Origin of the sequence: Peribacillus frigoritolerans (genome assembly GCF_001636405.1) — a bacterium.
GTDB lineage: Bacteria > Bacillota > Bacilli > Bacillales > DSM-1321 > Peribacillus > Peribacillus frigoritolerans.
Genome location: NZ_KV440950.1, coordinates 4,149,166 through 4,174,288 on the forward strand (window position 1 = coordinate 4,149,166; position 25,123 = coordinate 4,174,288).

The 25,123-nt window shown below is 41.3% G+C and carries 25 protein-coding genes and 2 other annotated features; of the genes, 8 read left to right on the forward strand and 17 right to left on the reverse strand.

What is annotated here, in order from left to right; translation table 11 throughout:
• Positions 1–122 precede the first annotated feature (122 nt).
• Entirely contained in the window at positions 123–1,109 is a 987-nt protein-coding gene (locus A6755_RS19560; protein WP_063591703.1) for a COX15/CtaA family protein, read from the forward strand.
• 183 nt (positions 1,110–1,292) lie between these two features.
• Here the strand turns inward: A6755_RS19560 and pyc are convergent, their stop codons facing one another.
• Together pyc and A6755_RS19570 are read right to left on the reverse strand one after the other, a co-directional pair.
• Entirely contained in the window at positions 1,293–4,730 is a 3,438-nt protein-coding gene (gene pyc, locus A6755_RS19565; RefSeq protein WP_034313994.1) for a pyruvate carboxylase, read from the reverse strand.
• Positions 4,731–5,334: 604 nt separating this feature from the next.
• Positions 5,335–5,616, reverse strand: coding sequence for an Fpa/YlaN family protein (locus tag A6755_RS19570; RefSeq protein ID WP_034313996.1), 282 nt, complete (start codon positions 5,614–5,616; stop codon positions 5,335–5,337).
• A gap of 221 nt (positions 5,617–5,837) precedes the next feature.
• Here A6755_RS19570 and A6755_RS19575 point away from each other — a divergent pair, with 221 nt between their 5' ends.
• Positions 5,838–6,341, forward strand: a complete 504-nt coding sequence (locus A6755_RS19575; protein ID WP_034313999.1) for a hypothetical protein — start codon at positions 5,838–5,840, stop codon at positions 6,339–6,341.
• 62 nt (positions 6,342–6,403) lie between these two features.
• Here the strand turns inward: A6755_RS19575 and A6755_RS19580 are convergent, their stop codons facing one another.
• A complete protein-coding gene (locus A6755_RS19580; protein ID WP_034314003.1) occupies positions 6,404–7,735 on the reverse strand; it encodes a PhoH family protein in 1,332 nt (443 codons plus the stop codon).
• Positions 7,736–7,996: 261 nt separating this feature from the next.
• Between A6755_RS19580 and A6755_RS19585 the strand changes: the two genes are divergently transcribed.
• From A6755_RS19585 to A6755_RS19590, 3 genes are all read left to right on the forward strand, one after another.
• A complete protein-coding gene (locus A6755_RS19585) occupies positions 7,997–8,596 on the forward strand; it encodes a YhcN/YlaJ family sporulation lipoprotein (RefSeq protein WP_084737983.1) in 600 nt (199 codons plus the stop codon).
• 145 nt (positions 8,597–8,741) lie between these two features.
• Positions 8,742–8,942: a YlaI family protein gene (locus tag A6755_RS26350; RefSeq protein ID WP_072272690.1), complete on the forward strand. Its 201-nt coding sequence runs from the start codon at positions 8,742–8,744 to the stop codon at positions 8,940–8,942.
• Positions 8,926–9,357: a hypothetical protein gene (locus tag A6755_RS19590; RefSeq protein WP_084737986.1), complete on the forward strand. Its 432-nt coding sequence runs from the start codon at positions 8,926–8,928 to the stop codon at positions 9,355–9,357. Before A6755_RS26350 ends, A6755_RS19590 begins: the two co-directional genes overlap by 17 nt.
• Before the next feature lie 38 nt (positions 9,358–9,395).
• Here A6755_RS19590 and A6755_RS19595 read toward each other — a convergent pair whose 3' ends face one another.
• Genes A6755_RS19595 through typA form a run of 3 tightly spaced genes read right to left on the reverse strand, consistent with a single transcriptional unit; the run spans position 9,396 to position 11,863 of the window.
• On the reverse strand, positions 9,396–9,680 hold the full coding sequence (locus tag A6755_RS19595; protein WP_034315418.1) for a hypothetical protein: 285 nt from the start codon (positions 9,678–9,680) through the stop codon (positions 9,396–9,398).
• A 4-nt stretch (positions 9,681–9,684) separates the two neighbouring features.
• Positions 9,685–9,993 carry a YlaH-like family protein gene (locus A6755_RS19600; RefSeq protein WP_034314008.1) on the reverse strand — a complete coding sequence of 103 codons (309 nt, stop codon included), beginning with the start codon at positions 9,991–9,993 and terminating at the stop codon, positions 9,685–9,687.
• A gap of 22 nt (positions 9,994–10,015) precedes the next feature.
• A complete protein-coding gene (gene typA, locus A6755_RS19605) occupies positions 10,016–11,863 on the reverse strand; it encodes a translational GTPase TypA (RefSeq protein ID WP_034314011.1) in 1,848 nt (615 codons plus the stop codon).
• Between the two features lie 124 nt (positions 11,864–11,987).
• Here typA and A6755_RS19610 point away from each other — a divergent pair, with 124 nt between their 5' ends.
• Positions 11,988–12,170 carry a YlaF family protein gene (locus A6755_RS19610; protein WP_034314013.1) on the forward strand — a complete coding sequence of 61 codons (183 nt, stop codon included), beginning with the start codon at positions 11,988–11,990 and terminating at the stop codon, positions 12,168–12,170.
• 89 nt (positions 12,171–12,259) lie between these two features.
• Here A6755_RS19610 and A6755_RS19615 read toward each other — a convergent pair whose 3' ends face one another.
• The gene (locus A6755_RS19615; protein WP_063591704.1) at positions 12,260–13,063 is read right to left on the reverse strand and encodes an inositol monophosphatase family protein; all 804 of its coding nucleotides are present in this window, start codon (positions 13,061–13,063) and stop codon (positions 12,260–12,262) included.
• A gap of 393 nt (positions 13,064–13,456) precedes the next feature.
• A complete protein-coding gene (locus tag A6755_RS19620) occupies positions 13,457–13,654 on the reverse strand; it encodes a hypothetical protein (RefSeq protein WP_034314018.1) in 198 nt (65 codons plus the stop codon).
• A gap of 194 nt (positions 13,655–13,848) precedes the next feature.
• Between A6755_RS19620 and A6755_RS19625 the strand changes: the two genes are divergently transcribed.
• Positions 13,849–14,469, forward strand: coding sequence for a YktB family protein (locus tag A6755_RS19625; protein ID WP_063591705.1), 621 nt, complete (start codon positions 13,849–13,851; stop codon positions 14,467–14,469).
• A 315-nt stretch (positions 14,470–14,784) separates the two neighbouring features.
• Here the strand turns inward: A6755_RS19625 and trpA are convergent, their stop codons facing one another.
• The 9 genes from trpA to A6755_RS19680 form a co-directional block, all read right to left on the reverse strand.
• Positions 14,785–15,564, reverse strand: coding sequence for a tryptophan synthase subunit alpha (gene trpA / locus A6755_RS19630; protein WP_063591706.1), 780 nt, complete (start codon positions 15,562–15,564; stop codon positions 14,785–14,787).
• Positions 15,557–16,762: a tryptophan synthase subunit beta gene (gene trpB / locus A6755_RS19635; protein WP_063591707.1), complete on the reverse strand. Its 1,206-nt coding sequence runs from the start codon at positions 16,760–16,762 to the stop codon at positions 15,557–15,559. The genes trpA and trpB overlap by 8 nt, the downstream gene beginning before the upstream one ends.
• 4 nt (positions 16,763–16,766) lie before the next feature.
• A complete protein-coding gene (locus tag A6755_RS27200) occupies positions 16,767–17,381 on the reverse strand; it encodes a phosphoribosylanthranilate isomerase (protein WP_034314026.1) in 615 nt (204 codons plus the stop codon).
• 10 nt (positions 17,382–17,391) lie between these two features.
• Complete coding sequence (trpC, locus tag A6755_RS27205; RefSeq protein WP_063591708.1) at positions 17,392–18,168, reverse strand: indole-3-glycerol phosphate synthase TrpC; 777 nt, start codon at positions 18,166–18,168, stop codon at positions 17,392–17,394.
• On the reverse strand, positions 18,168–19,190 hold the full coding sequence (trpD, locus tag A6755_RS27210) for an anthranilate phosphoribosyltransferase (RefSeq protein WP_063591709.1): 1,023 nt from the start codon (positions 19,188–19,190) through the stop codon (positions 18,168–18,170). Before trpD ends, trpC begins: the two co-directional genes overlap by 1 nt.
• 27 nt (positions 19,191–19,217) lie before the next feature.
• The gene (locus tag A6755_RS27215; RefSeq protein WP_063591710.1) at positions 19,218–19,823 is read right to left on the reverse strand and encodes an anthranilate synthase component II; all 606 of its coding nucleotides are present in this window, start codon (positions 19,821–19,823) and stop codon (positions 19,218–19,220) included.
• Positions 19,820–21,214, reverse strand: coding sequence for an anthranilate synthase component I (gene trpE / locus A6755_RS19660; protein WP_063591711.1), 1,395 nt, complete (start codon positions 21,212–21,214; stop codon positions 19,820–19,822). Before trpE ends, A6755_RS27215 begins: the two co-directional genes overlap by 4 nt.
• A 163-nt stretch (positions 21,215–21,377) precedes the next feature.
• Positions 21,378–21,613 (reverse strand) — a binding site (T-box leader).
• A 37-nt stretch (positions 21,614–21,650) separates the two neighbouring features.
• Positions 21,651–21,881, reverse strand: a binding site (T-box leader).
• Between the two features lie 69 nt (positions 21,882–21,950).
• Positions 21,951–22,226 (reverse strand): UPF0223 family protein, encoded by a 276-nt coding sequence (locus A6755_RS19675; protein WP_063591714.1) that lies wholly within the window; start codon positions 22,224–22,226, stop codon positions 21,951–21,953.
• A 57-nt stretch (positions 22,227–22,283) separates the two neighbouring features.
• Positions 22,284–23,243, reverse strand: coding sequence for an NAD(P)H-dependent flavin oxidoreductase (locus tag A6755_RS19680; protein WP_063591715.1), 960 nt, complete (start codon positions 23,241–23,243; stop codon positions 22,284–22,286).
• A gap of 411 nt (positions 23,244–23,654) precedes the next feature.
• Between A6755_RS19680 and A6755_RS19685 the strand changes: the two genes are divergently transcribed.
• Positions 23,655–25,112, forward strand: a complete 1,458-nt coding sequence (locus tag A6755_RS19685; RefSeq protein ID WP_063591716.1) for an aminotransferase class I/II-fold pyridoxal phosphate-dependent enzyme — start codon at positions 23,655–23,657, stop codon at positions 25,110–25,112.
• Positions 25,113–25,123: the final 11 nt, after the last annotated feature.

Here is a 25,123-nt window from a genome sequence, read left to right on the forward strand (position 1 = left end):
GTAAAATCATTCTATTTTGTGTAATATCGAGGAAGTTCGACAAATATTATGAAAAATCTTATGCTATTATTAATTTTATGGAACAATCCTAATTTGCTACAGAGAAAAAGGTGGGACTACTAGTGAAATCGTCTCTTAAATGGTTTGCTGTTTTAACAACGATTGTAATGCTTTTCATCTTACTTGGCGGCGCTTTAGTCACGAAGACGGATTCCGGCATGGGATGCGGCAGGTCCTGGCCATTGTGTAATGGCCAATTGATCCCGGACAAAATCACGATTGAATTGGTCATTGAACTTTCCCATCGTCTCGTTTCAGGTGCTGGAGGATTCTTGGTTTTAATTTTATCGTATATGTCTTGGAAAAAAATCGGCCATATCCGTGAAGCACGTTTCTTATCCGTCCTTTCTTTTGGTTTTCTGTTACTACAAGGGTTAATCGGGGCAGCTGCCGTCATTTGGTCACAATCCGATTTTGTCCTTGCCCTTCATTTCGGCATATCGCTCATTTCCTTTGCTGCCGTCTTTTTACTGACATTGTTGATTTTTGAAGTAGACAAGAAGTTCGAAGCCGAAAAACTTATAGTTGACAAACGAATGAAATTCCATATCATTGGCGTATTGATTTTTTGTCTCGTAGTCGTATATACAGGTGCTCTTGTAAGGCATACAGAATCAAGTCTTATCTGTAAGGATTGGCCTTTATGTGTAAATGACAGCCTTGCACTCCCCTCTAACCTTTATGAATGGGTTCAGATGGGACACCGTGCAATCGCAGGCGCCATTTTCATTTGGGTATCGTATGTGGCTTATATCGCAAAAAAACATTACAAAAATCAAAAAGTGTTATATGGCGGTTGGATGGCTGCATTCATTCTCGTATTTTTACAGGTTACCGCTGGAGCCTTCATCATTTTCTCAAGGCAAAACTTATATATCGCATTGACACACGCATTATTCATTGCCTGCTTTTTTGGTGTAATGAGCTATTTGATGCTATTGACATCAAGAAGCAAAAAAAATGCACTGGCCAAGCAAAAAAGAAACTCCACGCACACAGTCAAAGGACAGGATGAAAAGGACATAACACCAACAGTACCCGCCCGTTAATTTCTGATTGTTCAATCAATAATATAATAAGACAAAACAAAAACCACCATTCCCCAGGGAATGGTGGTTTTTGTTTTGTCTTAAGATACCGTGGATTGCCTTGAAAGAGGGTGTAGGGCAGCTTGAAACCTCAAGCATACCCCCATATACCCTAAATCATTCAAAAGGTCACAGTCAGCGATATTACTTAGTTATTTCAATCAATAAGTCCCCAGTACTGATCGCTTCTCCATCTTTTACATAAATATCTTTGATGGTCCCGGAGAATGGTGCTTGCACGGTGGTTTCCATTTTCATCGCTTCCGTAATGATCAGGTGATCACCCTGCTTGACCTGATCTCCTTTCTCGACCACTACACGAATTACCGTACCTGGCATTGTCGCACCGATTTGTTCTTTATTTTTTGGATCAGCTTTTACTTTTGATACAACGGAAGATTTAATGTTTTCATCCTTGATGATCACTTCACGTGATTGACCATTCAACTCAAAATACACAACCCGTGTTCCATCAGCCAATGGCTGGCCGATTGAAACCAATTTTACGATAAGCGTTTTACCCTTTTCGATTTCAACTTCGATTTCTTCCCCTAGCCTCATACCATATAAGAAAGTCGCGGTATCGAGGTTGGAAACATCTCCAAACAGCTCAATCGTTTTATTGTAGTCCAGGAATACTTTTGGATATAGGGCATATGCAAGCACATCGAAATCAGTGACTGCCCGTCCCAATTCCTTGAATAATTCTTCTTTAAGTGCTGCAAAGTCCACTTCTTCCAATAACTCACCCGGTCTTACTGTTATAGGTTTCTTCCCTTTCAGGATAACTTCCTGAAGCTCTTTAGGGAATCCCCCAACTGGCTGACCTAGATAGCCTTCGAATAACTCTATGACTGAATCAGGAAAATCGATGGATTTACCTTTTGTCAGAACATCCTCTTCAGACAGGTTATTTTGTACCATGAATAAAGCCATGTCCCCAACAACTTTGGATGAAGGAGTCACTTTAACGATATCGCCGAACATTACATTGACGCGCTGATACATCTCTTTCACTTCATGCCAGCGGTCACCTAGCCCAACTGCTTTGGCTTGCTGCTGCAGATTACTATATTGACCGCCTGGCATTTCGTGTTTGTAAACCTCGGTATGAGGTGCATTCATTCCGCTTTCGAAGTCATGATAGAATTTCCTGACCTCACCCCAGTATTCTCCTAAACGCTCTAGTGAATCGACTTCCAACTTAGGCTGTCTGCTTGAACCCTCCAATGCATAATGAAGTGTTTGTACACTTGGCTGCGAAGTCAGTCCAGCTAAAGAACCAATCGCCGTATCAACGATATCCACACCAGCTTCAATCGCTTTAGAATACATGTAAATTCCATTTCCGCTTGTATCATGAGTATGCAGATGAATCGGAAGGGATGTCGATTCTTTCAGTTCCGAGACAAGGCGGTAAGCAGCATCAGGCTTCAAGAGCCCGGCCATATCCTTGATCGCTAAAATATGGGCACCGGCTTTTTCCAATTCCACCGCCATATTTTTATAATAGTCGATATTATACTTGCTGCGTGATGGATCATTCAAGTCCCCTGTATAACAAATGGCAGCTTCTGCAATTTTGCCGGATTGACGTACTGCATCAATAGCCAATTCCATCCCTTTAACCCAGTTTAAACTATCGAAGATACGGAAAACATCAACGCCTGCATCCGCTGATTTCTCTACGAATTCACGAATGACATTATCAGGATAATTTTTATAACCAACTGCATTTGAAGCCCTTAAAAGCATTTGTAATAGGACATTCGGTGCTTTTTTCCTGAAACTTAACAGCCTGTCCCACGGATCTTCTTTCAAGAAACGATAGGCGACATCGAAAGTTGCCCCGCCCCACATTTCCATTGAAAATAAATCAGGAAGCAGTTTTGCTGTAGGTTCTGCGATATCAAGGATATCTTTCGACCTGATTCTCGTCGCCAGTAAAGATTGATGTGCATCACGGAAAGTCGTATCGGTGATCAATACCTCTTTCTGTTCTTTGATCCAATTGACCAGTCCCTCTGCTCCTTGCTCTTCAAGTATATTTTTTGTACCCGAGATAAGCGGCAGGCCACCAACATTAGGAATCGGTGCTGGATCAAAAACAGGTTTTTTCTTTTTCTCGACTCCCGGGAATCCATTCACGGTCACATTTCCGATATATGAAAGCATTTTTGTCCCACGGTCTTTTCTAATTGGGAAGCTAAATAATTCCGGTGTTGAATCAATGAATGATGTATCATATTCCCCATTTATGAATTTTTCATGTTTTACAACATTTTCAAGGAAGGGGATATTTGTTTTAATACCACGAATCCTGAATTCCTTAAGGTTACGAACCATTTTGGAAGCTGCCTGCTCAAATGAAAGCGCATGAGTAGAAAGTTTAACGAGAAGGGAATCATAATATGGTGTGATGACCGCACCTTGGAACCCATTCCCTGCGTCCAGACGGACACCGAATCCCCCACCGGAACGGTACACCATCATTTTCCCGGTATCAGGCATGAAATTATTCAATGGATCCTCGGTCGTCACCCTTGATTGAATCGCATATCCATGAGTTTTAATTCCTGCTTGTTCGGGGATTCCGATCTTTTTGCCATGGAGCTCATGCCCTTCAGCTACCATGATTTGAGATTGAACGATATCAATGCCCGTAATCATTTCAGTGATCGTATGCTCAACCTGTACCCGTGGATTGACTTCAATAAAGTAAAACTCGCCATTTGCGACAAGGAACTCGACCGTACCAGCGTTTACATAATCAATATTTTTAGCCAACTTGACGGCTGCTTCACAAATCCTTTCCCTTAAATCTTCGGAAAGGGAGACGGAAGGTGCCACTTCCACAACTTTTTGATGCCGTCTCTGAACGGAACAGTCACGCTCATATAAATGGACGATATTCCCATGAGTATCAGCCAAAATCTGAACTTCGATATGCTTCGGATTTTGTATGAATCTCTCTACATAGACTTCATCATTACCAAAAGCTGCTTTAGCTTCTGATTTTGCGCGATCATAAGCCTCTTCAACTTCTTCGATTTTTCCGACAATTCGCATTCCGCGTCCGCCGCCGCCTAATGAGGCTTTTATAATAATTGGAAAACCGTATCGTTCACCAAATTCCTTGACTTCTTCAACACTGGTCACCGGTCCATCGCTACCAGGGATAACCGGAATATCCGCCAGTTCAGCTTGTGTTCTAGCTTTTACTTTGTCACCAAACATATCTAGGTGTCTTGATTCTGGTCCGATGAAGATTATGCCCTCTTCCTCACAACGTTTCGCAAATTCAATATTTTCTGAAAGGAAACCATAACCGGGATGAATCGCATCGACGCCACTCATTTTGGCAATCGCAATTATGCCTTCAATATCGAGGTATGCATCAATCGGCTTTTTGCCTTCCCCGACCAAATATGCCTCATCCGCTTTATATCTGTGATAAGAACCATAATCTTCCTTTGAATAGATTGCAACTGTGTGAATGTCTAATTCCGTACAAGCTCGAAAAATCCTTATCGCTATTTCCCCGCGATTTGCCGCAAGTACTTTTTCTATACGTTTCCCCATTGCTACCACCCTAATCAATATGTATTTTTATTGAATATATAGAAAAAAAGCGTGAAAGATTTCCACCACTTTTTATTCATGAATTGATTTCCCAATTAAGGAGTCCAATCTGTTTAGGCTCATTTTATCGATGATGTAATTATTTCGATATATTTTATATTTTCGTTTTTCACATCCGATAAAGACAAAAAAAGAGTCATATATCATCAACAAATTAAAATTTAGCTATAATAATATATTATCAATTTGATTTAACATTCAATTAATATAACAATAATACTAAAATTAACTGAATACAATAAAAAAATAAAAAATTACATATATTCGTATAAAAAAACAGGGAATTAGATCTGCCTCCCCTACTATCGATCCATTATTGATCAAAGCCATATGACCGGAAAATCCCACAGGGAATATTTTTAAAATCGGAAGATGACCATTGAACTTAGAAAAAATTCAAAAGAATGAGAAAACTAAAATTGAGCTTCGTGAACTAATTAGTATGTCACTATTAGATATAGTATAACATTATTCGTTAATTTTATATATAAATAAAAAACTCAAACAATCATCGAGATTTGTTTGAGTTAGTATGTTTTATCTATTATTTTTTTAACGATGCTTCATGCAAAACTGACAATTCCTGTTCAAGGGTTTCCAAAAGGGATTTACCCTCGGTCTCCTCTACCAAACCTAAGCGTACGGCAAAATCGATTTCTCGTGATAGGCCGAACATTTGCGTATCAAGTACCTCTTCATATAAAGGACATTGAGGCATAGTGAGATTTTCCATTTGAACTTTTATCAGTTTTAGAATCTTGTCAGCATCTGCTTTTAATAAAGCATAAGCTTTTTCTCGATGATTGACAAGCATATCAGATGCCATGTTAAATCCCCCCGCTCAGAGCGATTAAATCTTATCTCTAAATTCTACCTTTAGTTTTGTGAAAAAGCAAGGACATTGACGAACATTTTGCCATTGAGATATCACGATCACCTCTCAAATGGATATACCCAGCCATGGAATTTGTTCACCATCTTGAAGATGTGACATTTCTATTATAATTGATTATAATCATTAAAGAGCAACAGAAAGGAATGAGATATTTGGAACCCATCGTATTTATAAATGGAAAAGTGAAATATCCTATTACGCTAGATCCTGGAGTATGGATTTTTGATGACCGTAAAGTTGAAATCGATACATATTTCCACGCTGAAAGAGTCCAAGTCAATGAATTAGAAGAATATACGATTGCCGCCTCGAAACATTGGCAAAAAGAAATACAGGAAGGCGCAATAATGCCACCCACAATAAAAACGGAACGAAAGTTCGAGAAGCAAAGATTGCTGGAAGGGACTTTCGGCATCCCTTTTGAACCGTTTTTAAAAAACGCCGAACCTGAAAATGGGGTGACCGAAGTCATCGTTACAACAGATGATGAGGAGCTTACATTCCCGTTGGCAACGGCACTTGAATTTTTCCTGGGCTTTTCCAAGGATGGAAAGCCGCTTAAAATATCCGAAGGCGGCCCCCTGGAAATTTATTTCGGAGACGCTTCCAACATCAATGATCCGATAAAAAATGTACGGTCTTTCACCGTTAAATAAGACTTCGTTCATCCTTGCCAAAAACTTTGGCAATCGGCAAGGGAAATCCCTTGCCGATTGCATTATAAAAGTGTAGCTGCCAATTGTGCCAATCCCGATCTTTCCCCTTTTATCAATTTAACATGGCCGGCTATACGCTCGGTCTTGAATTTTTCCACAACATAGGTCAAACCATTATTATATTCATCTAAATAAGGATGATCTATTTGCTCCGGGTCCCCCATCAAGACAATTTTGCTCCGTTCCCCGACCCTCGTCAAGATTGTCTTGACCTCATGTTTCGTTAAGTTCTGCGCTTCATCGATGATGATGAACTGATCCGGTATGCTCCTTCCCCTGATATAGGTGAGGGCTTCAACTTCGATCGAACTCATTCCTGCTAAAATCGCATCCAATTCCCCAGGTTTTTTCGTATTGAACAGAAATTGGAGATTATCAAAAATAGGCTGCATCCATGGTCTTAATTTTTCTTCTTTTTCCCCAGGCAGATAACCAATATCTTTACCGACCGGAACAATTGGCCTGGCAACCAAAAGTTTCTTATATTGTGACAAATCTTCAGTTTGCATCAATCCTGTTGCCAATGCCAATAAAGTCTTGCCTGTCCCCGCCTTACCAATGAGCGTCACAAGCTGGATATCCGAACGAAGCAACAAATCAAGGGCCATGGTCTGCTGGACATTTCTCGGTTTAATTCCCCAAATATGCTCCCCTTCATACATCAATTTCTTGACTAGCCTGCAGTTCTCATCCACTATCCCAATCGCCGAAGCTGAACTGCCCAGCGTGTCCTTCATCAACAGGAATTGATTTGGGTAATATGCATCTTTTGTCAGTTCTTCCAGTGAAAGAAAACTTTTTTCATAAAACTTATTCAGGTTATCAATCGATACATACACTTCTTTGTGCCCAGCGTATATATGATCCAGTTCTACAACGCGATCATTTAAAAAATCCTCTGCCTCTAGACCGATGGCGTCAGCTTTAACCCTGACGAGAGTATCTTTGCTAACCAGAATGACCGTTTTTCCATCTTCCTTCGTCTCTTCTTCCAAAGATAAATTTTTCGCGACTGCCAATATCCTGTTATCATTCGTTTTCTCAACAAAAATTTCCTGAAGTTTGTGAAATGAACGGTGGTTGAGTTCAATCCTTATGCTGCCTCCATTATGAAGCGGAATGCTCTGATGCAGCTTTCCTTTTTCACGAAAACTATCGATCAATTTCGATACTTGCCTGGCATTCCTTCCGATTTCATCCATATACCTTTTTTTTGAATCCAATTCTTCTAATACGACTGCTGGAATGACAACTTCATTATCTTCGAATGAATAAATCGAATACGGATCCTGCAACAGGACATTCGTATCTAAAACATAGATTTTTTTCCCCAATATGACGCCTCCTGCCTGCTCTATAGGATATGTCTTACCATTTACTACACTCAGCAGTTATGTAGCGGACGAGACTGTTGATAAAATATATGTTCCTTTGCATAAAGATAGAAGAACATTTACAGACTATAAAGAAAACTTCCAGCAAAGAATCCCATCCCCAACATTGATTACACCATGTTTCACTGCATGTAATAATGGCAACAGACTTGGTCGGTGGCGGACAGGCTGGAACCAAAGAACATTTAAGGAGGTTGTACATTGCAAAAAATCATATTGTCGCTCGCGGCTGTTCTGTTGATGTCAGGTTGCGCAACGGATAATAAAAATGAAGTGTCTGAAAATAATGCGCAAAACAATATAACGAAAGTCAATAATACGACCATTAAGGAAGCAGACAGGAATACAGGTCAGCAAACTGCGGAAAGACTCACCGGTTTGGCTAAGTCCATTCCAGAGGTGAACGATGCCACCGCAGTCGTACTTGGCAAATTCGCCATCGTCGGAATAGATATCGACCAAGATATTGAGCGTTCACAGGTTGGAACGATAAAGTACTCAGTCGGAGAAACTTTAAAACATGATCCTGACGGTGCTAATGCCATCATCGTCGCTGACCCGGATTTAAATGAGCGGATCAGGGAGGTAGCCAAAGATATTAAAGACGGCAAACCGGTAACCGGGATACTGAATGAACTCGCTGACATCACAAGCAGAGTCATCCCGGAGGTTCCTGGTGATATTTTAACCCCAACGCCATCTAAGAACATCGAAAAGGAAAAAAATAAACTTGATGATTATACGGAAAGAAAAGAACTCGATAAAGAGCAAAATGATCAATCCAATCATTTTAAAGAATGAATTTACCCGACCCGAAATGAATCTTCGGGTCTTTTTCATACCCAACAATCAACGTTCAACTGTTAGTTTCACTTTATCCTCGTTTTACCATAAAAATATTGGTATACTTAAAAGCATATTCAAATTGAAGTGAGGTTCAACTAATATGAAGGTTAAATGTGTAATATGCGATCAAATTGAATCTATACCTGACGATAGCCCAGAAGCGAAGAAACTTCGAAACCGTCCTATACATACCTATATGTGCAATACATGCAACCAACGCATAGAAGAGCGTACGAACGAACGGATTGCTACCGGTAACTTCCGTCTTTATCGGACGATCAAAAATGAAGATGAGTGGTAGAACATTTCATAAAGTTACTCTGATTGGCCTGATCAATGGACTTCTGCTTGGATGGATAATGAAGTGGGTCGAAATGCTATCCGGTAAACAAGTGTATAAGCTTTTATTGAATGTGGAATTCCTCCCCCTAATGGGAGCGGTTTCCTGGAGTGAGGAATCATTATTCTTTTTCCACCTCCTTTTCTCACTGGCAATTACGTATAGTTACGTTTATATTCTACATCCTTTGAAAATTTTCAGGAAATGGAACAAATACGCACTTGCTTTTATCACGATCATTCCCGCCATCATGCTTTACTTCCCATTATCGGCGCTGTCAAAAACAGAAGTTGTCCTTCCTTCTGATTTGACAGCTTTCTTTTTGTGGACAATCTTACATCTTTTTTATGGACTTTCCCTCCCTAAAGCAATATAAAAAAGAACCGTGCGTAAATCGCACGGTTCTTTTTATCATTACTCGATATTTTTATACTTTTCTGGCTCTAACTGAATTTGGTCTAACATGATATCAATCAATTCAATCGGATAACGCTGCTTTTTCATTTCGTCTCCCAAAAGGTACTCGACGAAATAAAAAGGTTCTGTTTTTGTAACCGAATCGATTATCACCTGATGATCGTCTTTCAGCATCTGCATGAAAAACATTTCTGTATCGCGTGCAGCTGAATCATCAGGCCTTGCATCACAGACAACTTTGATCGTCAACCAATTGTATAAAGCATCCTGTAATGATTTCATCATCTTAAGCCTGTTCTTCTTTTCTCGAATTATGAAGACGGATCCTATAAATCCCCAGAACAAGCGAAGCGATGACTAATGCCTCCCCCATAGGGAGAAACACCGCAAAGAAAGAAAGAAGGGTACATCCAAGTGCCATTACCACATAAATGACCACATTTTTTAGCAATGGTAACTTTTTGGCAAAACCTAACTGATAGACAAGGATGCATAATCCAAAGACCGTCAAATATAAATACCACATTCCTGCTTCAGGATTTTCATCCACTCTGTACAATGCTGCAAAAAATGATAATCGCTCTTGGATATCCAATCTTTTCTCCTCCTCTTGCTATTTATTTTTCTTCAATAGCAACTTTTTTTCTTTTAGCTGCTCTTTCACGCTCGTTTTTATCTAGAATTTTTTTACGAAGGCGGATTGAATCCGGAGTTACTTCACAGTACTCGTCATCGTTCAAGTATTCCAGAGCTTCTTCAAGGGACATGATTCTTGGTTTTTTCATGGAAGAAGTTTGGTCTTTATTTGCTGAACGCATATTGGTCATTTGTTTCGCTTTAACGATATTAACAGTCAAATCGCTATCACGGTTATGTTCCCCGACGATCATGCCTTCATAAATATCCGTACCTGGCTCAACGAAAATAACACCGCGGTCTTCTACTTGCATAATACCGTATTGTGTAGTTTTTCCTGATTCCATGGATACAAGCACACCTTGGCGTCTTCCGCCGACTTGACCTTGTGCCATTGGTTGATAGCTGTCAAATGAATGGTTCATGATACCATATCCGCGTGTAATCGTTAAGAACTCAGTTGAATAGCCAATAAGTCCGCGAGCTGGGATCGTGAACAGTAAACGAACTTGACCGCTACCGCTGTTGATCATATCCAATAATTCACCTTTACGGGCTCCCATTGATTCCATGATCGAACCAGTGTGCTCCTCGGGTACATCGATTTGTACACGTTCAACCGGCTCACAACGGACACCATCAATCAAACGAACGATAACTTCCGGTTTAGAAACTTGCAGTTCATAACCTTCACGTCTCATGTTTTCGATCAGGATGGAAAGGTGAAGCTCCCCACGACCTGAAACAATCCAGACATCCGGAGAATCAGTATTTTCGACTCTTAAGCTGACATCAGTCTGCAATTGGTTTCTCAAACGCTCTTCAATTTTACGAGCTGTAACGAATTTACCTTCACGGCCTGCGAATGGGCTGTTATTTACAAGGAAAGTCATTTGTAATGTTGGCTCGTCAATACGCAGGATAGGTAGAGCTTCAGGGTGCTCGGTCGGACAAACCGTTTCCCCTACGTTAATATCCTCCATACCAGAAACGGCAATTAAATCACCGGCAACGGCTTCTTGGATTTCAACTTTCTTCAAACCAATATAACCAAAGATTTTCGTTACACGGAATTGTTTAACCTTTCCATCAAGTTTCATTAATGAAACTTGTTGACCTACATGCATTTTACCGCGGAATACACGGCCAACGCCAATACGTCCTACATAATCATTATAGTCAAGTAAAGCCACTTGGAATTGAAGCGGTTCATCTGAGTTATCAATTGGTGCAGGGATCGTTTCGACGATTGTTTCGAAAAGTGGGGTCATGTCTTCTTCTTGTTTAGCAGGATCTGAATCCAAGCTCGCAGTACCAGCGATACCTGAAGTGAAGACAACTGGGAAGTCTAATTGTTCTTCTTCAGCTCCTAGTTCGATGAATAAGTCAATTACTTCATCGACCACTTCATTTGGACGTGCAGAATCTTTATCGATTTTGTTCACGACAACGATTGGCGTGATCTTTTGTTCCAATGCTTTTTTCAACACGAAGCGAGTTTGCGGCATACAGCCTTCATATGCATCAACAACAAGAAGAACGCCATCGACCATTTTCATGATCCGTTCCACTTCACCACCAAAGTCGGCATGACCAGGTGTATCCAAAATATTGATTCTTGTATCTTGGTATTGAACTGCTGTATTTTTCGCAAGAATCGTAATTCCGCGTTCTTTTTCAATCGCATTAGAATCCATCGCACGTTCTTCCACATGTTCATTTTCACGGAAAGTACCAGATTGCTTTAGCAACTGATCCACTAACGTCGTTTTACCATGGTCAACGTGAGCAATGATGGCTATATTACGAATATTTTCTCTTAATTTCAAAAAATTCACTCCTAAAAAAGTTTGTGTAAAACGTATCACTAGTATTAACTTACATATTATATCACAAACATACTAGAAACAAATACAGAAATTATGTACAATAGATATATTAGGGGTGATATTAATGAACATTAAATGGAATTTCTTAATATTAGCTGTATTGGCAACATCAAGCATTGGCTCCATTGGCATCTTCATTGCTGAAAAAAGCTTGATTGGAATATTAGCTGCAATCGTTATTCTTTGCGGAATCATGGGGTTCGGTTTCACCCAGAAGAAGAAATTACGTGAAGCCGGGAAGTTATAATATAAAAAACTCGCTGACAGACAGCGAGTTTTTTTTTGTTAATAATTTCTATCCGAGACTTTTATCATGGCCGCAATCAGTCCTTGATACTAACGGCTGGAGTTTCCTGATAAGTATTTGTCAAATACTTCTTTGTGTAGCCCTGGCTTTGATACGAAAAGCGAGTCGCCTTTTAAAAAATCCAATTTGTCACCTTTAACATTACTAACTTCCCCGCCCACTTCCTCGACCAGCAAAACTCCCCCGGCAAAGTCCCAAGGCATGAGTCTCATGGTTATGTATGCATCAATCCTTCCAGCGGCCACGAATGCCAGCTCCAACGCTGCCGAACCATAAGAACGTGTTCCTCTTGCATCCCGGACCAGCGGGGCCAAAAGACTAGGGTCGATCCTCCGGTTTTCCGTTACCCAGCTTGCATTAATGGAAATGATCGCTTTGTTTACCGATGCCTCTTCAAGAGATGGGAGCCTTTGATCATTCAGAAATGCTCCTTTTCCCTTAATCGCATGATATAATTCATCACTAAAAACATCATAAACCATGCCAATCTTTCCGATGCCATCCACATAAACCCCAAGAGAAATCGCAAAATTCCTCTGTTGATGAATGAAGTTCAAAGTTCCATCAATTGGATCGATGATCCACACCGTACCTTTTAGGTCTTTAATATCATTGCCCATTCCCTCTTCACCAAAAATGCGGTGTTCTGGAAAAGCTTCGCCGATTTTTTCGCAAAAAAACTTTTCTATCCCCTTATCCATATTAGTTACCAAATCATTCGGATTCGTTTTCATTTCAATATTCAACTTGGTTTTGAAGGACGCCCTTAGCCTATTACCTGCTTCTTTCATCCATAACTTCGCATATGTATCCATTTCCTTGACCGATGCCATTATAATATCCCCGTCCTTTATGATCAGAAACTACATTAAAATGATCCTCTTTTAAAGATTAAAGCAAATATAGCTTGCCTTCAAGCTTTTAACATCTTAAATTTTCCATTTTTTTAACTGATGAGGAAAGAAGTTTCCTTGACTGCCCATCCATTAATCGTAATCATGATTTAGCCAGCAAGAATATTCTCCTTTAATTGACGTTCCCCTTCCTTATTAAAGGGACTCGAGCCCAAATGAAATTCCACCTTATATATATTGGACATTTAATGAAAAACGGACACATTATTTTTTAATAAAATAAAGTGTCCGTTATCTATAATAAAATTCCTTGTATTGAAATTGATTCATTTCCTTAATTCATTCTCCTTCAAGGTCTCTGCAGCCAATCATTTACAAGGCTTTCAGTTTCAACAATTCCAAGCGGATGCGTTCTAGTCTTTGCTTGCATTGTGACCTCTTTTGGTCATTCTCTTCACCGATTGCTTCAAAAAGGGTTGCTAATTCATAGTCCATTTCCATTCTTAACACTGCAGCTCTATGTCTTTCAACTTCTTTAGCTTTTAATGCTTGGTTCATGACTTGTTTCATAATTAACATTCTCCCTTCGTTAATTAACGTAATTTTCTGAATTTATATTATCATATGACTTCCTACCTCAAATAGCAACTAATTTGTGCTATAACCTATAAGGAATTTTACTTTGCCAACCCGAATCGTATTTTTTAAATTTTACTTTTACTTATGCTACAATATGTGCAGATATTACGGTAGGAGAGATGAAAATGAATATAGCAAGTTTTACAGCAGATGATTTTGATGTTTTTAAAATTGATGGATTGGAACCGCGCATGGATGCTTTAAAAGAACGGATCCAGCCTAAATTACAAGCCCTAGGAGAGCACTTTTCTCAAAAGCTCTCAGTTATGACCGGCGATGAAATGCACCCTCACGTTGCAAAGCATGCTAGACGGACAGTGAATCCCCCTAATGATACATGGGTTGCTTTTGCTGCCAATAGCAGAGGTTATAAAATGATGCCGCATTTCCAAATCGGGTTATGGGAAACGCATATGTTCATCTGGTATGCCGTCATTTACGAAGCCCCTAATAAAATGGAAATCGGAAAGCATCTGGAGCAGCAGGCAGACCGATTGGTGAATAGCATTCCCTCCCATTATGTTTGGTCAATGGACCATACAAAACCTGATGTCATCCCTCATGATGGTCTTGGAGTAGATGATTTGAATTCAATGTTCACCCGTTTGCAAACGGTAAAGAAAGCCGAAATCCTATGCGGTATAAAAATTTCCCGTGATGACACGATTAAGTTAAAAGATGATGATTTCATTGAAACCATTCAAGATGCGTTTGAACATCTTTTACCCTTATACCAATTAAATTAAACACATTGATTCCTATTCGGATCCAACAAAAACTGGATAATATAAAAGGAGAGCCTTAAAGCTCTCCTCAGACTGTAGACAAACTCGATCATCTATTGGGTTTGTCTACAGTTTTTTTAGGTTTTTAAAAATTTGTTGACCGTTGCCTCCAGGCACTCGCTTTCCACGAGCGATCCGGCGCTTTTGCACCTGCGGGGTCTCCACTGATACACGCTTTTCCGCCAAAGTCTCGTACACCCGCCCCCAATCAACTATGTTTTAAGATAGAACTCCTTTTGCCTATAAACTAAGGGCAGCCTGGGAGTCTCTCCATCCCTATTTTTGCACTAAGCCTTTGCTTGCTTGAATCAAGTCTCTAATTCGGTCTTCCTTGCCTGTCTCGAAGCATTCGATGATCTTGCTGCCGACAATGACTCCATCGCAGTATTGTATGGCATCACGGACATGCTCTGGAGTCGATATGCCGAACCCGGCAAGAACGGGAACCGGACTTATCTCTTTCACCTTCTTTAAATAGCCTCCAAGTTCTTCTCCGAAGGCGTCACGGGCACCTGTGATGCCTTTGACTGTAACTGCGTAGATGAAGCCCTCCGCCCCTGCGGTTATCTCAGTGATGCGCTCTTGCGAAGACGTGAGTGTCACAAGTCGGATAAGAACGATCCCTGCAGTTTTGATTGATGAAAAGATGGCTTCTTCTTCAAGCGGTAAATCGGGGATGATGCACCCGGAAATTCCTGCTTGAAGACAGTCAGTCGTAAACTCTTTAAGTCCATATGCCAGGATTGAATTCGTATATCCCATTAAAATAATGGGGATGTTCACATCATTTTTGATTTCCATTACTTTTTTCAGGACATCTTTTAAAGTTGTTCCATTTTTCAAAGAACGGATTCCAGCTTGTTGGATAACGGGTCCATCAGCGACAGGGTCAGAGAAAGGTATTCCTAGTTCAACGGCAGTTGCCCCGCTGTTTTCAAGGAAAAGAAGCTGGCTCTTTAACCGATCAAGACCTCCATCACCTGCCATGATATATGGTATGAATGCTTTTTCCTGCTTTGTTTGGCATTCTTCAAGCGCATTTGTTAATTTATTCATGTTCACTACCCCCCATCAATGATTGGACCGTTTCAACATCTTTATCACCACGGCCGGACAGGCAAATCACCAGTCCTGTTCCTTTCTCCATTTCTTTAGCAAGCTTTAAACCATAGGAAATGGCATGTGAACTTTCTAAAGCAGGGATGATCCCTTCCTCCCTTGACAGCATCGCTAGGGCTTCCAAGGCTTCATCATCGGTTACTGAAGTATATTTCACCCGATTCGTATCTTTTAAGTAACTATGTTCAGGCCCTACCCCTGGATAATCCAGCCCTGCCGAAATAGAATGTGCCTCCTGGATCTGACCGTCCTCGTTCTGCAAAACATACATGAATGCCCCGTGGAGCACCCCAGGTTTCCCTTTCGTCAAACTTGAAGCATGTAACGGTGTATTAAGTCCATGCCCTGCCGCTTCCACTCCGAATAATTTTACCGTTTCATCCTCAATGAAGGGATAAAACATCCCCATTGCATTACTTCCTCCGCCTATGCATGCGACTACTGCATCCGGTAGGGAATGAACCGCCTCAGAATATTGACGTTTAGTTTCATTCCCTATCACGCTTTGAAAATCACGGACAATAACGGGGAATGGGTGAGGACCAAGAACTGATCCCATTATATAATGGGTGTCATCCACATTAGCCACCCAATATCGTAACGCTTCATTTACTGCATCCTTCAGTGTCCCGCTTCCTTGTGAAACAGATATGACTTTGGCTCCCAAAAGCTCCATCCTGAATACATTCAATTTCTGTCTCCTGATATCTTCTTCTCCCATAAAGATGATGCATTCCAACTTCAGCAAAGCACACACAGTCGCCGTTGCAACCCCGTGCTGTCCTGCACCCGTTTCGGCAATCACTTTTTTCTTGCCCATTTTCTGAGTAAGCAAAGCCTGGCCGATCGTATTATTTATTTTGTGGGCTCCGGTATGATTCAAGTCTTCGCGCTTCAGATAAATATCTGCACCGCCAGCCAGTTTCGTTAAGTTCTCCGCAAAATAAAGAGGTGTTTCCCGACCGATATATTGTTTCAGGTAATAACTTAGCTGCCTTTGGAATTCTGGATCATTTTTAGATTGTTCATATACTTCTTCAAGCTCCGTAATCGCCGCCATTAAAGTTTCTGGAACGAAGCGGCCTCCATATGCTCCAAAATGTCCAGTTTTATCAGGCTGTGTATAAGTGTTCATTTATTCATTCCTCTTTTCCGGCTGTATTTTTTGCCTCATTGATAAATGCTTTCATTTTTACAGCATCTTTTAATCCATTTGTTTCAACACCGCTTGCTACGTCAACTGCGAATGGTGAAACGGCATTAATCGCTTTTCCGACATTTTCCGGAGTCAGCCCACCTGCCAGAATTACCTTCTCGAGTGGCAGTTCCGCTTTTCGAATCATGTCCCAATCCAAAGTCAATCCCTTGCCCGATGCGCTCTTAGGAAGATCGACCAATAGATAATCCGCTGGGTATTCATGCAAGTTTTCAAGGTCTTTCTCTGAATGGACGGCAAAGGCCTTGATCACCGGCAGGGGCATTCTGCGGGCAAAGCTGGCAGACTCGTTACCATGAAGCTGAATATAATCCAATCCCGCAATTTCAGCACTTTTTATCACTTCTTGTTCAGTTTGATTGGCAAACACTCCGACCTTTTTAACATGACCAGCTAGATTCGCTCCGAAATCTCCTACTATCTCCGGCTCAACCTTCCTGCTGCTCTCGGCAAAAATGAAACCAATGAAGTCTGCCCCGGAACTAACAGCAGTCTGAGCAGCTGCCAAAGTCTTTATCCCACAGATTTTCACTAACATATTAATCTCCTTATATACTCATTTGCAGTTCGGCCATCTTGTGCGGAAGATTTGATGCAGTCATGAGTGTCTCCCCGACCAAAACCGCTTTTGCGCCAGCATCCTTCACACGCATCACGTCTTCTTTTGTTTTGATCCCACTTTCACTGATAATGATATGGCGTTTGGGATCAAGTAACTTCGCCAGTCGTTCCGTTACAGCCAAATCCACTTTGAAGGTCTTTAAATTCCGATTGTTAATCCCTATGAGCTCTGCATTCAGCTCTAGAGCACGTTCCAGTTCGGCTTCATCATGGACTTCCGTCAATACTTCAAGTCCTTTCTTTTTTGCATATTGATATAATTCATGAAGGCGTTCTTTAGAAAGTGCTGCCACAATCAATAGAATGATAGTCGCACCTGCTCTATGGGCCCGATCGATTTGGATTTCATCGATGATGAAATCTTTGCACAACCTGGGAATTTGTATAGCCTCGCTTACGTTTCTCAAATCTGCAATGGATCCTTTAAAGAAAACCTCATCCGTCAATACAGATATCGCTGCAGCTCCGCCACTTTCATATGAAAGGGCCTGCTCGATCGGATTTACATTGATTTTAATGTCCCCCTTTGAAGGGGAAGCCCGTTTTATTTCCGCGATGACCGCCATCGATTTAGCCGTTTTCAAATTTTCCACCAAAGATGGTCTGACTATGTTGTTCATGACCGAATCATCTAAGGCCCTTTCTTTTAATTTTGCGACTTCCACCTTTTTCTGTTCGATGATTTTCGTTAAGATATTTTCCATTACATGACCACCTTATTTCTATTGCCATAAGCAATCAGATTTTCTAACTTTGCAAGAGCCGATCCGCTATCAATGCTTTCTTTGGCCATGGAGATTCCTTTTTTGATCGTTGCTGCCGTACCATGTGCGTATAATCCCAATCCGGCATTCAATAAAACGGTATCACGATATGCACCTTTTTCCCCTTTGAGAAGCCTAAGCATGATATCGGCATTTTGTTTGGCGTCACCGCCACGGATGGCATCATTTCCGTAAACAGGCAGATCCACTTCTTCAGGATGAAGCGTAAATCGGATAATATCACCTTGCTCCAAAAGGACGAGTGAGTTTTCACCCTGCAGGCTCGCTTCATCCATAAACCCGGCACCATTTATCACGACTGCGCGTTTCCTGCCCAATTTATGCAGGACTTCCGCAAAAAGCTCGAGCATATCGCGTCGATTGATTCCCATTAATTGCGTGTCGAGTTGGACTGGATTTGTCAGAGGACCGATAAGATTAAATATCGTCGGGATTTTCAGTTCTTTTCTCACTTTCATTATCCTTGCAATATTAGGGTGAACAGATGGGGCAAATAAGAATGTGATCCCATTTTCCTCCAACAGTTCCTTTAACATGTCAGGCTCCAAGTACAAATTAACGCCTAATGCTTCCAACACATCCGCACTTCCCGTTTTGCTTGAAATGCTGCGATTTCCATGTTTGGCAACCTTGACACCGGCCCCAGCAAGCACGAAGGCCGATGCTGTGCTTATATTGAAGCTTTGTGACCCATCTCCTCCCGTTCCGCAATTATCCATTACATTAAGGGAGCTTGTTTGTACACTTCTTGCTTCTTTTCTCATGACTCTGACAAGGCTTGCTATTTCACCTGCCGTTTCCCCTTTGGCTTTTAAGGCAATGATGAATGCTGCCATCTCGCTTTCGGAGATATCTTTAGAAAATAACGATTGGGCTGCTCTGCTCATCTCTTCTTCCGTCAATGTTTGACGCTCTGCTAACTTCGCTAAATAATCCTTCACCGCTAACTCCCCCAGTCGTTTTTTGTTTTATAGAATGGATTGTTCCTTCTCTGATTGAAAGGTACCGGCAATCTCATAAAATCGATGTAATAATTCCTTGCCGATTTTCGTCCCTATTGATTCAGGGTGGAACTGTAAACCGTAGAGAGGGAATTCCTGATGTTTAAGGGCCATGATTTCCCCATCATCCAGTGCCACTGCCGTCACAGTCAGTTCTTCTGGCAAACTCGCCCTTTCAACCACAAGGGAATGGTAGCGCATTACCGGGAATTGTAAGTCCTGTTTGGCAAAAACACCTGTTCCATCGTGTTCGATTACCGATGTTTTCCCATGCATGATTTGTTTCGCCCCAACAACATTCGCTCCAAAAACCGCCCCAATGGCCTGGTGCCCCAAACAAATGCCTAATAGCGGAACCTTCTCATAAAAATTGCGGATGATCTCCATACTGATTCCAGCATCTTCGGGCCTGCCCGGTCCCGGGGATATGACGATTGCCATTGGATTCAGTTCCTCAATTTCCGCAAGGGTGATTTCGTCATTCCTTTTTACTACGATTTCTTTTTCCACTTCACCTAAATATTGATAAAGGTTGTAAGTGAACGAGTCATAGTTATCAATTAATAAAATCATCTAGTGTGAACCTCCATTAAAGCGCGTGCTTTATTTTGTGTTTCTTCATATTCCGTATTTGGATCTGAATCATATACGATTCCTGCCCCTGCCTGTACATAGGCCTTGCCATCTTTAATGATCATCGTCCGAATGGCTAAAGCCATATCAAGATCCCCTCCAAAACCTATGTAGCCTATCGAGCCCGAATACATCCCTCGTTTACAATTTTCCAGTTCATTGATCAGCTCCATTGCCCTGATTTTAGGAGCACCTGAAACTGTTCCGGCAGGAAGGCAGACCGTCAGTGCATCTAAACTCGTGTACCCTTCCCTAAGCTTTCCGCTAACCTTCGAAGCAATATGCATGACATGCTGATATCTTTGAATTTCCATTTCCTCGGTAAGGTGGATTGAACCGATTTCGCAAACCCTGCCAAGATCATTTCTACCTAAATCAACAAGCATCTTATGCTCGGCAAGTTCCTTCTCATCCATCAGCAGGCTTTTTTCGAAGCCCTTATCTTCTTCATCCGTTTTCCCTCTCGGCCTTGTGCCGGCAATGGGATTAACATGAACCGTTCCTGATGAAACACTGATTAAACTTTCTGGAGAAGACCCAATGATTGTATAGTCACCAAATTCTATATAAAACATATAAGGAGAGGGGTTGGCTAATCGCAAACGACGATAAGCATCGAAAGGCTCCCCATCAAAGTCCGCTTTAAACCTTTGTGATAAAACGACTTGGAACACTTCACCAGCTATGATAGCCGATTTAGCTTCAAGGACCATTTTCTCGAATTCACCCTGACTGAAATTCGATTTGAATTCCAAATATTCCGACGATATTTCCTTTGACGGCTTGCTTGCCTGATTTATTTTATCCTTCATTCCCAATAAACTTTTTTCACTATCCTCTTCAGCAGTCAAAAGATGGATCTTCTGCAGAACATGATCGAATATATACAGTTCTTTATAAAAAAGAAAGTGAGCATCAGGCATTTGCAATGAATCAGGAGGAACCGGACCAATATTTTCATAAAGACGAATGATATCATAGCCCATATATCCGATTGCGCCACCGTTAAATGGCGGAAGATGTGTGGGAACCTCTTCTATTTCCACTAATAATTCTTTTTTTAGAAACTCGATGATATTGATGTCCTTAACGATTTGATCACCTGTTTCAATGTCTTTCACATTTACTCGGTCAGCAAGCGATGTCACCTCCAAATAAGGTTTTGAACCTAGATATGAGTAGCGGCCGTTGTCATGATGCGAATTCGAACTTTCCAATAAAAACTTCTGGTCACCATCTAATTTCTGAAATATGGCAATGGGTGTATGGATATCCCCTTCAATTGTATCCATTTTGAAACGGAGTATTTTTTTTTCATCCAAATTATTCATCTCTTGATTCCCTCCCGATTCTTATGAGCTCTTTTATTCCCCCGGAGGGAAAACCCTTTTGGCCAAATGACCAGGTCTTCATTTCCTCTGGATATTTTTCTTTAAAAGGTATATATATTGAAATTCCAATAAAAAAATCCCCTGCAAACACAAATATGTGTCTGCAGAGGACGGTATACCGCGGTGCCACCTCAAGTTGGAAAAATGCATCATTTTTCCCTCTCAAGCAAGAATTGAATTCTTGCGATTACCCTTTAACGGTGGCAGCCGAGTTTCCCTACTTATTTTCAAGAAACCACTCATAAGTCCATTCATCTTCTTATATCGTACCGGTTTCCACCTATTCCGGCTCTCTGTGACGCATCTAAAAAGATTACTACTCTCATTCATAGATTTAATTATCATTTTCAAAAAAAAACGCAAAAAGGGCCCTCATCCAAAGGACGAGGAACCCGTGGTACCACCTTAATTAGCTAAATTAGCTCACTTTACGGCATTAACATGCCTATCTCCATTAACGATGAGATAATCGCCAAAGCCTACTCCGTTCATCCGTTTCGGTTTGGGGCTCGGAAGTCCATTCGCTTAATTTCGTTCACCAGTTTTCAGCAACCACTGGCTCTCTGCAGAACATCATTAAGGTACTCTTCTTCGTCACTGCCTTTATCTTTTTCTTGATTATTATGTTAAAACAATCTTTTCAGTAAGTCAATGGAGTTTTCGAAAAATTATATTTTTAATGTTTCATTTTTATCCATTCCCCGTCATCGATTCCTTTTGCCTTCTTAATGACAAGATAGGCTGAATAGCTGCTGACTGACTCGAACTCATCCGTATACTTTTTTTCATCCGCCTTACCGGGGACTATTTCCTTGAATCTTCGGTAAGCCTTCATGAATTCTTCCTTTTGTATCTTATTTTCATAAGCCTTTTCTACTGCTTCAAAGAATTTAATCACATCTACGATTTCGTCAGTAGACCAATCAAGATCCATTGGATATTGATAATCCATATCCTAAACACGCTCCTTCTAGATAGTTTTTCATGTTGTCCGGCGGACCATGCATCTTCAGTCTGCCCATTTTGACCGAATTGCTTCCGCCTGGTCGATAATCCGACTGAATAGTTCAGCAGTCGATGGTACATCATGAATCAGCCCCATCACTTGTCCAGCCCAGGCAAAGCCTTCACCTTCGACTCCGTCATGAATATAACGCTGATTCGCTTTTCCACTTATGTATTCCTTCAATTGTTCATATCCGCCGTTTTCTTTTTCAATATCAAGAATCTTATCGGTCCAGCTGTTTGCAATTACCCTGGCTGGTGCACCAATGGACCGCTTGATGATAACGGTATCATTTTCCGTGCCGGAAACCAAGGCATTTTTATATAATTCATGTGCATGAACACACTCCTTGACAGCTATGAAACGTGTTCCCATCTCGATTCCTTCGGCACCAAGCGCCAACGCTGCCATCAAACCGCGTCCATCGCCAAAACCACCAGACGCGATGACTGGAATTTTAACGGAGTCCACAACTTGAGGAATTAACACGGAGGTTCCAATATCATCACGCCCTAAATGTCCTCCGCCCTCCTGACCAACTACCATCACTGCATCTGCACCAAGCTGTTCAGCCTTCATTGCCTGCCTTCTTGCAGCAACAAGCACCAGTTTTTTCACTTGAGTGCCTTTAACGTAATCAAGAAAAGGGCCAGGGTTGCCGCCGGTTACGGAAACAGCTGCAATTCCCTCTTTCAAGGCTGCTTCAAGCATGTGTTCATAAGGCCTCCCATGCTGGCCGATCGCAAAGTTCACACCAAACGGTTTATCCGTCAATGATTTTGTTTTTCTTATTTCTTCTATCAGCTGCTCCGGGGTGTCCAAGGACATGGCCGTCACCTGCCCTAGCCCGCCTGCATTCGACACTGCCGCAGCTAGGTCGGCATATGCTAAATGGGCCAATCCCCCCTGTACAATTGGGTATTGAATACCTAACAAATCGGTCACACGCGTTTCCCACTTCAAACTCCTCATCTCCCTTTTCATTTGCTGGGTTGTTTATTTAGCTGAATCCAAATCATTAGCTTCATTATGGCAAATATTGTTTACCCGTTCAATTTTTAACTCACACATACAATATAAAAAAAGAAGAATTCTTGAGTAAATCAAGTTAATACTAGGAAAATGGATAGTTATAAACTGCTGATAATTTTATTGGTCTCCTTAAAGACAAAGACATATATAAATTGTTTAAGTCAGGACATTAAATCACTCTAGGCATTTATTATAAGACGTGCTATAATTCATATGTTTTATGTCTATCCACAAGCTTGCTAACCATACGAATGGAATCAGAGAAACATACGATCATTAATAGAAAGGGAGTAAAACCTCCCATATTTCGTACCTATTTTACTGAAAAGGGGCCACAAAGAATTGTCACAGAATGAAACACCCTTATACACTGCCTTATTGCAGCATGCAAAAAGAAATCCCGTTCAATTTCATATTCCAGGTCATAAAAAAGGAAAAGGAATGGACGCTGATTTCCGTAATTTCATTGGAGAAAATGCATTATCGATAGATTTAATCAATATCGCCCCACTCGATGATCTCCATCAGCCAAAGGGGATCATCAAACAAGCTCAGGATCTTGCCGCCGAAGCTTTTGAGGCAGATCACACATTCTTTTCCGTTCAAGGAACAAGTGGAGCAATCATGACGATGGTCATGACAGTCTGCGGACCTGGGGACAAAATCATCGTCCCAAGGAATGTACATAAATCCGTAATGTCTGCCATTGTATTTTCCGGAGCTGTTCCCATTTTCATCAATCCTGAAATAGATAAGGATTTGGGCATTTCGCACGGAATCACCGTTGATGCCGTTGAAAAAACTTTAAGGGAACATAGCGATGCAAAAGGATTGCTTGTCATCAATCCCACCTATTTCGGCATTTCGGCTGATTTGCAAAAAATAGTGGAAGTTGCCCATTCCCACAAAATCCCAGTACTCGTAGATGAAGCACATGGTGTCCATATACACTTCCATGAAGACTTGCCGATGTCAGCCATGCAGGCTGGAGCGGATATGGCTGCTACTAGTGTTCATAAACTGGGCGGTTCACTAACGGGAAGTTCCATATTGAATGTTAAGACTGGATTGGTTTCCGCAAATCGTGTTCAAGCCATATTGAGCATGCTCACAACCACCTCAACCTCCTATATCCTTCTGGCTTCCCTGGATACGGCTAGAAGACAACTTGCGACAGTAGGCAGGGAAATGATCGATGAAGCGATCAATCTCGCAGGGTATATCCGTGAGGCCGTTAATGAGATTCCTTATCTTTACTGTGTCGGCAGCGAAATTCTCGAGAGCGAGGCAGCCTTTAGTTATGATCCGACAAAATTGATCATATCCATCAAGGAATTGAATATAACCGGATACGACGTTGAGAAATGGCTTCGTGAAAAGCATAATATCGAAGTGGAACTTTCCGACTTGTACAATATCCTTTGCCTGATAACACCTGGAGACACAAAAACAGAAGCGGACCTGCTGATCGCTGCCCTTAGAGACTTAGCGGATGAGTTTAAGGAAATGGCGGCTGAACATGAAAAGATCGAAGTCCTGCTTCCTGATACACCACCGCTGGCTTTATCACCCAGGGAGGCATTTTATGCAGAAACCGAAGTGGTTCCCATTGAGGAATCTGTCGGCAAAATCAGCGCTGAATTCATCATGGTTTACCCGCCTGGAATTCCGATCTTCATTCCAGGAGAATTGATTACTGAAGATAATATCAATTACATCCGGAAAAACATCGAGGCCGGACTTCCGGTTCAAGGCCCTGAGGACCCAGAGATAAAACATTTACGCATCATAAAAAAATGATTATCCCATCA